This window comes from Pseudomonas sp. FEN, assembly GCF_904067045.1.
Taxonomy (GTDB): domain Bacteria; phylum Pseudomonadota; class Gammaproteobacteria; order Pseudomonadales; family Pseudomonadaceae; genus Aquipseudomonas.
On sequence record NZ_CAJFDC010000007.1, the window covers coordinates 315,066 to 327,212 of the forward strand.

The 12,147-nt window shown below is 60.2% G+C and carries 13 protein-coding genes; 5 read left to right on the forward strand and 8 right to left on the reverse strand.

The features are described from left to right. Positions 1-240: 240 nt before the first annotated feature. Positions 241-1,779, reverse strand: a complete 1,539-nt coding sequence (gene murJ / locus PFEN_RS07310) for a murein biosynthesis integral membrane protein MurJ (RefSeq protein WP_191486230.1) — start codon at positions 1,777-1,779, stop codon at positions 241-243. 386 nt (positions 1,780-2,165) lie between these two features. On the opposite strand from murJ, the gene rpsT reads away from it, so the two are divergent. Beyond that, the gene (gene rpsT / locus PFEN_RS07315; RefSeq protein WP_191486231.1) at positions 2,166-2,444 is read left to right on the forward strand and encodes a 30S ribosomal protein S20; all 279 of its coding nucleotides are present in this window, start codon (positions 2,166-2,168) and stop codon (positions 2,442-2,444) included. Positions 2,445-2,598: 154 nt separating this feature from the next. Here rpsT and PFEN_RS07320 read toward each other — a convergent pair whose 3' ends face one another. The 5 genes from PFEN_RS07320 to rplU form a co-directional block, all read right to left on the reverse strand. Next, positions 2,599-3,060 (reverse strand): CreA family protein, encoded by a 462-nt coding sequence (locus PFEN_RS07320; RefSeq protein ID WP_191486232.1) that lies wholly within the window; start codon positions 3,058-3,060, stop codon positions 2,599-2,601. Between the two features lie 19 nt (positions 3,061-3,079). Beyond that, the gene (gene proB, locus PFEN_RS07325; RefSeq protein WP_191486426.1) at positions 3,080-4,198 is read right to left on the reverse strand and encodes a glutamate 5-kinase; all 1,119 of its coding nucleotides are present in this window, start codon (positions 4,196-4,198) and stop codon (positions 3,080-3,082) included. 205 nt (positions 4,199-4,403) lie between these two features. Continuing rightward, the gene (gene cgtA, locus PFEN_RS07330) at positions 4,404-5,627 is read right to left on the reverse strand and encodes an Obg family GTPase CgtA (RefSeq protein ID WP_191486233.1); all 1,224 of its coding nucleotides are present in this window, start codon (positions 5,625-5,627) and stop codon (positions 4,404-4,406) included. A gap of 194 nt (positions 5,628-5,821) precedes the next feature. Then, the gene (rpmA, locus tag PFEN_RS07335; RefSeq protein WP_191486234.1) at positions 5,822-6,079 is read right to left on the reverse strand and encodes a 50S ribosomal protein L27; all 258 of its coding nucleotides are present in this window, start codon (positions 6,077-6,079) and stop codon (positions 5,822-5,824) included. Between the two features lie 35 nt (positions 6,080-6,114). Next, positions 6,115-6,429, reverse strand: coding sequence for a 50S ribosomal protein L21 (gene rplU, locus PFEN_RS07340; protein WP_003176051.1), 315 nt, complete (start codon positions 6,427-6,429; stop codon positions 6,115-6,117). A 241-nt stretch (positions 6,430-6,670) separates the two neighbouring features. Here rplU and PFEN_RS07345 point away from each other — a divergent pair, with 241 nt between their 5' ends. The 3 genes from PFEN_RS07345 (at position 6,671) to PFEN_RS07355 (ending at position 8,736) form a co-directional block, all read left to right on the forward strand. After that, a complete protein-coding gene (locus PFEN_RS07345) occupies positions 6,671-7,639 on the forward strand; it encodes a polyprenyl synthetase family protein (protein ID WP_191486235.1) in 969 nt (322 codons plus the stop codon). 214 nt (positions 7,640-7,853) lie between these two features. After that, positions 7,854-8,195, forward strand: a complete 342-nt coding sequence (locus tag PFEN_RS07350) for a zinc ribbon domain-containing protein YjdM (RefSeq protein WP_191486236.1) — start codon at positions 7,854-7,856, stop codon at positions 8,193-8,195. A 283-nt stretch (positions 8,196-8,478) separates the two neighbouring features. Then, positions 8,479-8,736 carry a hypothetical protein gene (locus PFEN_RS07355; RefSeq protein ID WP_191486237.1) on the forward strand — a complete coding sequence of 86 codons (258 nt, stop codon included), beginning with the start codon at positions 8,479-8,481 and terminating at the stop codon, positions 8,734-8,736. A gap of 186 nt (positions 8,737-8,922) precedes the next feature. Here the strand turns inward: PFEN_RS07355 and PFEN_RS07360 are convergent, their stop codons facing one another. Together PFEN_RS07360 and PFEN_RS07365 are read right to left on the reverse strand one after the other, a co-directional pair. Beyond that, on the reverse strand, positions 8,923-9,540 hold the full coding sequence (locus PFEN_RS07360; protein WP_191486238.1) for an FKBP-type peptidyl-prolyl cis-trans isomerase: 618 nt from the start codon (positions 9,538-9,540) through the stop codon (positions 8,923-8,925). 111 nt (positions 9,541-9,651) lie between these two features. Then, on the reverse strand, positions 9,652-10,140 hold the full coding sequence (locus PFEN_RS07365) for a TIGR00645 family protein (RefSeq protein WP_191486239.1): 489 nt from the start codon (positions 10,138-10,140) through the stop codon (positions 9,652-9,654). 169 nt (positions 10,141-10,309) lie between these two features. On the opposite strand from PFEN_RS07365, the gene PFEN_RS07370 reads away from it, so the two are divergent. Beyond that, positions 10,310-12,136 carry a hypothetical protein gene (locus tag PFEN_RS07370; protein WP_191486240.1) on the forward strand — a complete coding sequence of 609 codons (1,827 nt, stop codon included), beginning with the start codon at positions 10,310-10,312 and terminating at the stop codon, positions 12,134-12,136. Positions 12,137-12,147: the final 11 nt, after the last annotated feature.

Here is a 12,147-nt window from a genome sequence, read left to right on the forward strand (position 1 = left end):
ACGCGCTTCTTGCTCATAAAGTGGTCGATTATAACCACACCCGGCGCCTGACGACAGGCAACAGCAGCACCCAAATCGATCGAACCGACAAAACTCTCGTGCGCCGCCATCTGTTTGCAGGAACAGCCGGTCGACGCTCGATGCTCGCGATGGGCGCCAACGATAACGCGGGAAACCTGATCCCCCGCGGCGCCTGGACCACCATCGCGAGCAAGCTCGCTCCTACACCTACAGCTACAGCTACATCAACGATTTGCGATTGAAATGCCCCAGGCGCATCCCCAGTGCCAGCAGCATGCCGAAATAGGCCAGCACGCCGGCCACCACCAGCGCCCCCAGACGCAGGAAACGCTCGAACATATGCCCCTGGTCCCACGCCGGCATGAAGTGCATCAGCCCCAGCAATACCGCCGACATCACCGCCACCGCCAGCAGCAGCTTCGCCAGGTACAACCCCCAGCCCGGCTGCGGCACAAACAACTGCTGCTTGCGCAATTGCCAGAACAGCAGCCCGGCGTTGATGCAGGCCCCGGCACTGATCGCCAGCGCCAACCCGGCATGGGCCAGCGGCCCGATAAAGACCAGGTTGAGCAACTGCGTGACCGTCAGGGTGAAAATCGCGATCTTCACCGGCGTGCGAATGTTCTGCTGCGCGTAGAAGCCGGGCGCCAGCACCTTGATCATGATGATGCCCAGCAGCCCGAGCGAATAGGCAACCAACGCACGCTGGGTCATCGAGGCGTCGAAGGCACTGAACTGGCCGTATTGGAACAGCGAAACCGTCAGCGGTTCGGAGAGAATCGCCAGCGCCAGGGAACACGGCAGCACCAGCACGAAGCACAGGCGCAGGCCCCAGTCGAGAATCCGCGAGTATTCGTGGCGGTCCTTGCTGGCGTAGGTCTTCGACAGAATCGGCAACAAAATCGTACCCAGGGCCACGCCCAGCACGCCGGACGGCAATTCCATCAAGCGGTCGGCGTAGTACATCCAGGACACCGAACCCGCCACCAGGAAAGAGGCGAAAATGGTGTTGATGATCAGGGAAATCTGGCTCACCGAGACCCCGAGGATCGCCGGCAGCATTTGCTTCATCACCCGCCAGACACCACTGTCACGCAAACTCAGCCGTGGCAGCACCAGCATGCCGATCTTTTTCAGGCTCGGCAGTTGGTAGAGCAACTGGGCCAGGCCCCCGGCCAGCACCGCCCAGCCCAGGGCCATCACCGGCGGATCGAAGTACGGCGTCAGGAACAGGGCAAAAATGATCATGCTCACGTTCAGCAACGTCGGCACGAAGGCCGGTACCGAAAAACGGTTCCAGGTATTGAGGATCGCCCCCGCCAGGGACGACAGCGAGATCAGTAATATATAAGGAAAAGTCACCCGCAGCAGGTCGGAGGTCAGCTTGAACTTCTCCGGCGTGTCGGTGAACCCCGGGGCCGTGGCCCAGATCACCCAGGGCGCGGCGAGCATGCCCAGCACCGTCACCAGCGCCAGCACCAGGGTCAGCAGGCCACTGACATAGGCGATGAAGGTGCGGGTCGCCTCCTCGCCCTGCTGGCTCTTGTATTCCGCCAGGATCGGCACGAAGGCCTGGGAAAATGCGCCCTCGGCGAAGATGCGCCGCAGCAGGTTGGGCAGTTTGAAGGCGATAAAGAAGGCATCGGTGGCCATTCCGGCACCGAAGATACGCGCGATAATCGTATCGCGAACGAACCCCAGGACCCGGGAAATCATCGTGATAGAGCTGACCGCAGCCAACGACTTGAGCAGATTCATTAAAAGAGAGTGCACCTTTGGAGAAAGAGCAGGCGAACAACGCGCCCAGTTGTGCGATACTCCGCGCCGCAACAGCACAGAGCCAAAGCTCGCGAGTTTACAGGTCAGGCGCCGGAAATAAATCACCCATCGCCAGTCCTCGTGAAAACGTAGCGAGCGAAGGCAAGACAAGGCAAAAACAGGCGAGGAAGCGCAGTTGACTGCTGTCAATGAGCATTCCGGGCCTGTTTTTAACGCAGTATTGTCGAGCGCAGTAGTTTTCACGTGACTGCATCGACCACTCAGCGGAACGCACCACCTGCCCTTGACAAGTCCCTAACTCATCGGCATGATTCGCGGCCTATTTTGTTTGCTATTTCCTAAAAAGTCTTTCGAGGAGCTCGACGGTGGCCAACACACCTTCCGCCAAAAAACGTGCAAAACAGGCTGAGAAGCGTCGCAGCCACAACGCCAGCCTGCGTTCCATGGTTCGTACCTACATCAAGAATGTGGTTAAAGCCATCGACGCAAAAGACGCTGCCAAAGCTCAAGACGCTTATGTTCTGGCTGTTCCTGTTATCGACCGTATGGCCGATAAAGGCATCATCCACAAGAACAAGGCCGCTCGCCACAAGGGTCGTCTGAACGGCCACATCAAGGCTCTGAACCTTGCTGCTGCAGCCTAAGCGACACGCTTGTTAAAAAACCGACCCTTGGGTCGGTTTTTTATTGCCCGGAAGAAAGCATGCCTATCGAATGTGGGAGCGGCGCTTGTCGGATCGCCGCACCCACAGGCTCGAGCCAGGTAACAGAACCCCGTGGAGCGGCAACCTCTGGAGCTTAGCGATTCGGCCAAGGCAGAATCGGAATTGCCGTCACCGCATTCTGCGGACTACCTTCGATCAAGCGGTCGCTGTAGACCAGATACACCAGGGTATTGCGCTTCTTGTCGAGGAAACGCACCACCTGCATGGTCTTGAACACCAACGAGGTGCGCTCCTTGAACACCTCTTCGCCATCCTTCAACTCGCCACTGAAGCGAATCGGTCCGACCTGGCGACAGGCCAGCGACGCCTCGGAGCGATCCTCGGCCAAGCCCAGGCCACCTTTCAAGCCTCCAGTCTTGGCCCGCGACAGGTAGCAGGTCACCCCTTCGACCTTGGGATCGTCAAATGCCTCGACCACGATGCGATCATTCGGCCCGACAAACTTGAAGACCGTGGACACCTGGCCGATCTCTTCAGCCGATGCCAGCAACGGCATCGCCAACAGCAAGCCCAACAGTCCCTTTGCGATAGCCATACCCATACCCCTCAACCCCTCACACCAGAATCAGGTTATCGCGATGCACCAACTCGGGCTCCGCCATATACCCCAGCAGACCGACAATGGCATCCGACGACTGCCCGATAATCTTCTGCGCCTCAAGCGCGCTGTAGTTCGCCAATCCACGAGCAATCTCACGACCGTCCGCCGCCACGCACACCACCATCTCACCGCGACGGAAGCTACCCTGGACCAGCTTCACGCCCACCGGCAGCAGGCTCTTGTGATCCCGCACCAGCGCATTCACCGCACCATCATCCAGGACCAGCGTGCCACGAGTCTGCAGATGCCCGGCCAGCCACTGCTTACGCGCCGCCAGCATGCCACGCTCAGGCGACAGCAAGGTGCCGATGCGCTCGCCTGACTTCAGGCGATCCAGCACCCGCTCCAGGCGCCCACCGACAATGATCGTATGCGCCCCGGAACGCGCCGCCAGACGCGCCGCGCGCAACTTGGTCTGCATGCCTCCGCGCCCCAACGCACCGCCGGTACCGCCAGCCACCGCATCCAGCGCCGGATCATCGGCACGCGCCTCATAAATCAGCTGGGCATCGGGATTGTTGCGCGGATCGGCATCGAACATGCCATCGCGATCCGTCAGGATCACCAGCAGGTCGGCCTCCACCAGGTTGGCCACCAGCGCCGCCAGGGTGTCGTTGTCGCCGAAACGGATTTCATCGGTAACCACGGTGTCGTTCTCATTGATCACCGGGATGACCTTGAGCTCCACCAATGCCCGCAAGGTGCTGCGCGCGTTGAGGTAGCGCTTGCGATCGGACAGGTCGTCATGGGTCAAGAGGATCTGCGCGGTATGGCGACCATGCTCGGCAAAGCTCGATTCCCAGGCCTGCACCAACCCCATCTGACCGATGGCGGCGGCGGCCTGCAACTCATGCATGGCACTCGGTCGCACCGTCCAGCCCAGGCGACTCATGCCCGCCGCTACCGCACCGGAAGAAACCAGCACCAGCTCGACGCCCGCCTCGTGCAACGCCACCATCTGCTCGACCCAGACGCCCATTGCCGCGCGATCCAGGCCCTTGCCATCCGCCGTCAGCAGTGCGCTGCCGATTTTCACGACCCAGCGCCGCGCACCTGTCACCTTGCTCCGCATCATCTTTCAACCTTGGCTTGCGGGCAGCGCGACCGAGCACCGCCCATGCGATTGTTCAGGGTAGCCGGCTCCCAGAAACCAGAACGCCGCTCGAGTGAGCGGCGCCAGGTGGAACAGGCCGATGGCGATGATAACACCGCCATCAGTCAGATAGACCGCTTGCCCGCAATCGAGCAACGGCCACCCCCTGCAATAAACGACAACGTCAGTCGCGCACGTAGATGATTTCCGGGCCATCTTCGTCATCGACATCCTCTTCGTCCCAGTCATCGTCGCCAATGTCATGGACGCTCTTGACGCCACTGCGACGCAAGGCACGCTGGTCATCCAGGGCCTGCAACTGGGCACGCGCCTCGTCTTCGATAGACTGATCGAGATCGCGCAACTCCTCGGCGTAGGCCGGGTCGTTGGCCAGGCGATCGAGACGATCTTCCAGGTAACGCATGATGTCGCGAGTCAGGCGCTCGGTCCCCTCCTTGGCAATCGCCGAGATCACATAGACCGGACCGGTCCACTGCAAGCGCTCGACCACTTCCTTGACCCGCTCTTCGTGCTCTTCCTCGAGGATCTGGTCGCACTTGTTCAGCACCAACCAGCGATCGCGCTCAGCCAGGGACGGGCTGAACTTGGTCAGTTCATTGACGATCACTTCAGCCGCATCCGCCGCACTGCTGTCATCCAGCGGCGCCATGTCGACAAGATGCAGCAGCAGGCGTGTACGCGCCAAGTGCTTGAGGAAGCGAATCCCCAGGCCAGCCCCGTCCGAAGCCCCCTCGATCAAACCTGGAATGTCGGCGATGACGAAGCTCTTCCAGCGGTCGACACTGACCACGCCCAGGTTCGGCACCAGCGTGGTGAACGGATAATCCGCGACCTTCGGCTTGGCGGCCGAGACCGAACGGATAAAGGTACTTTTACCGGCATTCGGCAAGCCCAGCAGGCCGACATCCGCCAGCACCTTCATTTCCAGCTTGAGGTCGCGCTGCTCGCCCGGCTTGCCCGGCGTGGTCTGGCGCGGCGCACGGTTGGTGCTGGACTTGAAGCGGGTGTTACCCAGGCCGTGCCAGCCGCCATGAGCAACCAGCAGGCGCTGACCCGCCTTGACCAGGTCACCGATGATTTCCTGGGTGGCGGAATCGATCACCGTGGTGCCGACCGGCACACGCAGCTCCAGATCCTCGCCCTTCTTGCCGGTGCAGTCGGTGCTGCCGCCATTGGAACCGCGCTCGGCATCGAAATGCCGGGTGTAGCGATAGTCCACCAGGGTGTTGAGGTTTTCGTCGGCGACCATATAGATCGAACCGCCGTCACCACCATCACCACCGTTGGGACCACCGTTCTCGATGAATTTTTCCCGACGGAAACTCATGCAACCATTGCCACCGTCGCCAGCTTTTACGCGAATCGACACTTCATCAACGAACTTCATAACACATGCCTCTCGCCACCAGGACGAGCCGAAAAAATCACAAGTATAAGACTCTTGCAAAGATGAGCGCGGCGACCTCAATCAACGACCGAAAAATCCAGCGCCGGCAGCCCATACAAACAGCTTTGCAAGAGACTCACCCCACAAACGAAAAAGCCCCGTCGCAAGACGGGGCTTCTCCAGCACTCTCGCGATTAAGCCGCGACAACGCTCACGTAACGGCGGTTGAACGCGCCTTTTACTTCAAACTTGATCACGCCTTCGACTTTAGCGAAGAGAGTGTGATCCTTACCCATGCCAACGCCGTAACCGGCGTGGAATTGGGTGCCGCGCTGACGCACGATGATGTTGCCCGCTTTGATAGCCTGGCCGCCATACATCTTCACGCCAAGGCGTTTCGATTCTGAGTCGCGACCGTTACGGGTACTACCACCAGCTTTTTTGTGTGCCATGAGTTCAATTCTCCAAAAAGGGGATTAGGCTGAAATTAAGCCTGAATACCGGTGATTTTGATCTCGGTGTACCACTGACGGTGGCCCATACGCTTCATGTGGTGCTTACGACGACGGAACTTGATGATGCGGACTTTATCGTGACGACCTTGGGAGATCACTTCAGCCACAACGGTAGCGCCAGCAACAACTGGAGCGCCGATGTTCACGTCATCGCCATTGGCGACCAACAGAACACGATCAAAGGTAACGGATTCGCCGGTGGCGATTTCCAGTTTCTCGATCTTCAGGTATTCACCTGGAGCGACTTTGTACTGCTTGCCGCCGGTAACGATTACTGCGTAAGACATGGTATTTCTCCGATAATCCTGCTCACCCAGCGCTTTATAGGTAAAGGTATTGGCTGGCATGGCTGCATGAGGCTGGAACGGCCCAGATGCAATTGCGTAAGGCAGGTGCTGCCCAGGAAGTTCAGGGTGCGCGATTGTACGCAAGCCGCCAGGCCATTGCAAGCCTGCGGACCGCGCGCCTTGACAGCGTAGACCCCCCGCCCTAGCATGCCGCGCAACCCTTCTGGAGCGACTCTCGCTGATGCAACCCCAAGCTTTCTACCGCGCGGTGGCGGACGATTTTAGCGCCGTCGACGGCATCATCAAGAAGCAGCTGACTTCCCGGGTACCGCTGGTCTCGAAAATCGGCGATTACATCACCTCGGCCGGGGGCAAGCGCCTGCGTCCTTTATTGGTGCTGCTGTGTGGCAAGGCCCTGGGCCGCGAAGGCGACGACCTGCGTCTGCTGGCCGCCACCATCGAGTTCCTGCACACCGCCACCCTGCTGCATGACGACGTGGTCGACATGTCCGGCATGCGCCGTGGCCGCTCCACCGCCAACGCCATGTGGGGCAATGCTCCGAGCGTGCTGGTGGGCGACTTCCTGTACTCGCGCTCGTTCGAAATGATGGTCGAGCTGGGTTCGATGCCGGTGATGAAAATTCTTTCGCAGGCCACCCGCATCATCGCCGAAGGCGAAGTGCTGCAGTTGTCCAAGGTCCGCGACGCCAGCACCAGCGAAGAAACCTATATGGAAGTCATCCGTGGCAAGACCGCGATGCTCTTCGAAGCCTCGACCCACAGTGCCGCGGTCCTGTGCGGCGCGACGCCGGAGCAGGCCGAAGCGCTGCGCACCTTTGGCGACCACCTGGGCGTCGCGTTCCAGCTGGTGGACGACCTGCTGGACTACCAGGGCGATGCCGAGACCCTGGGCAAGAATGTCGGCGACGACCTCGCCGAAGGCAAGCCGACCCTGCCGCTGATCTACACCATGCGCGAAGGCACCCCGGAACAGGCGGCGCTGGTACGCCAGGCGATCCAGAAAGGCGGCATCGAAGACCTGGAGAGCATTCGCCAAGCCGTACAGGCTTCCGGCTCCCTGGACTACACCGCGCAACTGGCCCGCGACTACGCGGCACGGGCCATCGCCTGCCTGGAAGCCCTGCCGGCGAGCGAATACCGCGACGCCCTGGTGGAATTGAGCGAGTTCGCGGTCGCCCGCACTCACTGAGAAGCCTTGCGCTCAACCGTAGGAGCCAGCTTGCTGGCGATGGCGCCCGCAAGGGCGCCGCATGATTCACGGGCCACCTTCGCCGTGATGCGGCATCCCGACAAGCCAGCTACAAGGTCCGTCGTCAACCCGCCTCCCCTATCGCAACGCCCCCTCTCCAGATAAAACCCTATATAATGTGCGCTTTTCACCTTCCCGAAACCGAGGAACCTTAGTGAGCACGTTGCCACCCTGCCCAAAATGCAATTCCGAATTCACCTACGAAGACGGCACCCAACTGGTCTGCCCGGAATGCGCCCATGAATGGTCCGCCAGCGGCGAAGCCGAGGCCGCCAGCGATGACGCCGTGAAAAAGGACTCCGTGGGCAACGTCCTGCAGGACGGCGACACCATCACCGTGATCAAGGACCTGAAGGTCAAGGGCACCTCCCTGGTGGTCAAGGTCGGTACCAAGGTCAAGAATATCCGCCTGTGCGATGGCGACCACGACATCGACTGCAAGATCGACGGCATCGGCCCGATGAAGCTCAAGTCCGAGTTCGTCAGAAAGGTCTAAGCCCCAACGCTGCAATTCTTGTGGGAGCCGGCTTGCCGGCGATGAGGCTCTTGAGCCATACAGCGACCTAGCGGACGCCATCGCCGGCAAGCCGGCTCCCACAATGCTCCGCGCCGACCTTGGTTACAACGCCCAGGTCAGGAGCGCGTCTAGCGCCACATCACCCCGCCTTCGTCGACCCCAGACAAATCCCCCCGCAGAAAACCCGACAATCGGCCAATAGGCACTTGCTATTCTGCTAATAAGAATTATTCTCATTGAAACCCATCAAGGAGATGAGAACATGACTTATTTGATCGACGCCTGGCTGGACCGCCCACACCCTTACCTGCGCATCCTGCATCGGGAAACCGGGGAAGTCTGTGCGGTACTGGAAGAAGAAGCCTTGAACGAATTGCAGGACCTGGGCGATCTGGACGTCAGTGGCTTGAGTTCCAGCGAACCCTTGGTACTCAAGGAGCTGGTACGCAACCTGTTTCTGTTCTGCTATGCCCGGGCGTTGCGCCCGACGGAAGACCTGAACAGCAAGCTGCGGGTGTGACGGGAATAGCTGTCTCAATGTCCCCCGGAGAGGACGGGCCGCAGACCTGTGGAATACCACTCCAGACAGCATCGGGACCTTGTGGGAGCGGAGCTTGCCCGCGAAGAGGCCAGTGGACCGCTACAAAGCTTCGCGGGCAAGCACCGCTCCCACACAAGCACCGCCCCAACACAGAGGCAGTTCGTATTACAGAACGTCGAGCAGCTCGACGTCGAACACCAGTACGCTGTGCGGCGGAATGCCACCCACGCCTTGGGCACCGTAGGCCAGTTCGCTCGGCACATACAGGCGCCATTTGCTACCGGCATTCATCAGTTGCAGTGCCTCGGTCCAGCCGGCGATCACGCCGCCGACCGGGAACTCAGCTGGCTGGCCACGCTCATAGGAGCTGTCGAACACAGTGCCGTCGATCAGGGTGCCATGGTAGTGGGTCCGCACGCTGTCCTCACGGGATGGCTTGGCGCCCTCGCCCTGGGTCAGCACTTCGAACTGCAGGCCGGAAGCCAGGGTGGTGATGCCTTCGCGCTTGGCGTTTTCCGCGAGGAACGCCAGGCCGGCACCCGCCGCGGCTTCAGCCTTGGCGGCGGCTTCGGCCTGCATGATTTCACGGATCACCTTGAAGCTCGCGGACAGCTCTTCCTGACCCACGCGGCTTGGCTGGCCATGGAAGGCGTCGGTCAGGCCGGCCAGGATCGCGTCGAGATTCACACCCGGTGGCGGGTTGTCACGCAGTTGGTCGCCCAACTGACGGCCAATACCGTAGCTGACGCGGGTTTCATCGGTGGACAGATTGACTTCGGACATCACATTGCTCCGCTGTGGGCTGCTACGGGAAATACCTGCTGAACAAGGCATTGCCCGCGCGCACCCGGAACCAAAAAGGGCGAGCAGACTAGCACACAAGCGCACAAGGGGTCAGTGCTTGGTCAGCTTGTCCAGGTAGCCCATCGCAAAGGCCGACACGACAAACGTCATGTGGATGATCACATACCATTGCAGGTGCACCGGATCGACATTCTTGGCATCCATGAACACCCGCAACAGGTGAATCGAGGAGATCGCCACGATCGACGCCGCCACCTTCATCTTCAAGGAGGTGGAATCCATCGTGCCCAGCCAACTGAGCTTTTCCTTGCTCTCATCGATATCCAGCTGGGAGACGAAGTTCTCGTAGCCGGAAATCATCACCATCACCAGCAAGCCGCCCACCAGCGCCATGTCGATCAACGACAGCAGCACCAGGATCAGGTCGGCCTCGGCCATGGCGAAGACGTTGGGAATCACATGAAACACTTCCTGGAAGAATTTCAGCGCCAGGGCCAGCAGGCCCAGGGACAGCCCGACGTAGATCGGTGCCAGCAGCCAGCGCGAGGCATACATCGTATTTTCGATAAAACGTTCCATGAATCTCATACCATCTGAAAATGGCCGCGAGTATACCAGCGCCAAAAACCCAAGGGAAAAGCCCTCGGCAAGCCGTTGTTCAGCATCGGGACCGCTGCGCCAGGGCGATTTTCTGCTAGTGTCGGCATCAACGACATCGCGTGTGCACTGTGTACAGGAAAACTGAACAATGGATTTGCGACTTCCCCTGGGTTGCCTCGGGCTATCGGTGGCTCTGCTGGTGAGCGGCTGTTCCCCCAAAGACAAGCAACAACACGCCAGCCTCGAGGAAAAGAGCGCGCAGTTCGAAAAGACCCTCGACACCCTCCAGGATCCCAAGCTCAAGGATGCCGTGGCCGACCTCGGCGGCTCCCTGCTGTTGCTCGAACGGGCCCGCCAGCGCCTGCGGGACAAACCCATCGAAACCGAATACAGCGACGACGCCCTGGCGCTGCTCAAGCACTACCCCAACCCGCAGGCGCTGGCCGACACCTATATCAACGGCCTCTTCGTGCTGCGCAAGAGTTCCAGTTCCGACTACCTGACCGACCTGCAACCGATCTTTCCGTTCAGCTTCAACTACCCCACCGAGTTCCCGTTCCCCCATGCCCTGGAATGGCAATCGGTGACCCTGAGCAACAAACAGGTGATCCCCTTCCAGCCGGAATGGTCGGAGACCGATCCTGGTATCCAGTTGAGCCCCTCCAGCGCCAACATGACCAATCCCGACGACCTGACGATCACCTACCCGTACATCGAAGGCATGGAAGTCGACCCGAAAAAACAGCCGCAACCCCTGACCCTGCACGGCAAGGTCGAAGTGATCGCGCCACGCAAGGTGGTGACCTTCAACCTGACCCGCCAGGATATCGGCAAGCTGCAGAGCAACGACAACATCAGCCTGACCCTGCTGTCGCTGGATAAGAACAACGCCGAAATCGAACTGAACAACAACGCCGTGCAAGCGCCCCAGGTCGGTGATACACCGCTCAACCCGCTGATCGTCCAGGCAATGGACAGCAGCGGGCAATTTCTCTCGCGGGCCGGTGCGATCAACGAAAATGCCGCGCAACTCGCCTTCTACCAGCAGCAACTGGACGAAATGCTCAAACAGAAGAGTTGGAGCGACGCCTTCGGAAAAAAACTCGACGATGAGCAAAAAGCCTTCGAGGCGAAGCAGACCAGCCATTACACCCGTGTCTATTTCAACGGCATGATCGATAAACTGGAAATCAGCGTGATGGACTTTTCCGCGGCCACGGTCAACCGCAGGGAGCTGGATCTGCCGATACGCCAGTTCGACAACACCACCAGCAAGGACGTCCAACCACTGCCCATGCCGGTAGTGGTCTACGACGACCAGGCGGCGAGCTATCTCAAGGACGCCAACCTCGATGCCGAGAAGCTGAAGAAGAGCGTGGTCATCAGCCAGTCGGTGGACGATGCCAGCGCGGCGCACATCGAGTTCGACCACCCCAAGACCTTCAACGACGAGCTGCTCGGCGCTCCCAGCGCCCCCGGTGACAGCCCGGTGACCTTCTTCACCGAAGACCAGCAGGGCAAGCGCGGCGAGCCCCTGGAACTGCCCACCGAGGCCTTCGAGGTCAACCCGTTGGAAGGCAGTATCACCTACGACCTGAACCTGTTCCCGGAAACGCCGGCCTATGCCGTCGGCTCGATGCCATTGTTCCTGGCCAGCATCCAGAAAAACACCCTCGATACCCACCAACTGCCCGTGGGCCTGGAGCTCAAGGGCAACGCGCTGGTCATTGACCAGAAGCGCTTCCCTTCAGAAGCCTGGCGCTTCTATGCCAAGGACGACAGCGGCAACTATCTCAAGGAAATCCTCGCCACCAGCCATAGCGACAAAGCCGACTCGCCGCCGATCTACGACGTGCATTACTTCTACGGGCGGCCGACCCAACTGGAAAGCTACCAGCGCACGGCGTTGAACACCGTCGAGTACGGTTTCGAGGTCAAGCTCGACAAGGCCCAGGTCTCAGGTCCCGCCGAGTGACCCTCCCGAGG

Bases quoted from the DNA above. Each gene is read 5' to 3' on its own strand.
- PFEN_RS07370 (WP_191486240.1), top strand. From the start codon at position 10,310: ATGGATTTGCGACTTCCCCTGGGTTGCCTCGGGCTATCGGTGGCTCTG.
- PFEN_RS07360 (WP_191486238.1), bottom strand. From the start codon at position 9,540: ATGTCCGAAGTCAATCTGTCCACCGATGAAACCCGCGTCAGCTACGGT.
- PFEN_RS07345 (WP_191486235.1), top strand. From the start codon at position 6,671: ATGCAACCCCAAGCTTTCTACCGCGCGGTGGCGGACGATTTTAGCGCC.
- PFEN_RS07355 (WP_191486237.1), top strand. From the start codon at position 8,479: ATGACTTATTTGATCGACGCCTGGCTGGACCGCCCACACCCTTACCTG.
- murJ (WP_191486230.1), bottom strand. From the start codon at position 1,779: ATGAATCTGCTCAAGTCGTTGGCTGCGGTCAGCTCTATCACGATGATT.
- PFEN_RS07320 (WP_191486232.1), bottom strand. From the start codon at position 3,060: ATGGCTATCGCAAAGGGACTGTTGGGCTTGCTGTTGGCGATGCCGTTG.
- rpmA (WP_191486234.1), bottom strand. From the start codon at position 6,079: ATGGCACACAAAAAAGCTGGTGGTAGTACCCGTAACGGTCGCGACTCA.
- PFEN_RS07365 (WP_191486239.1), bottom strand. From the start codon at position 10,140: ATGGAACGTTTTATCGAAAATACGATGTATGCCTCGCGCTGGCTGCTG.
- proB (WP_191486426.1), bottom strand. From the start codon at position 4,198: ATGCGGAGCAAGGTGACAGGTGCGCGGCGCTGGGTCGTGAAAATCGGC.
- cgtA (WP_191486233.1), bottom strand. From the start codon at position 5,627: ATGAAGTTCGTTGATGAAGTGTCGATTCGCGTAAAAGCTGGCGACGGT.
- rplU (WP_003176051.1), bottom strand. From the start codon at position 6,429: ATGTCTTACGCAGTAATCGTTACCGGCGGCAAGCAGTACAAAGTCGCT.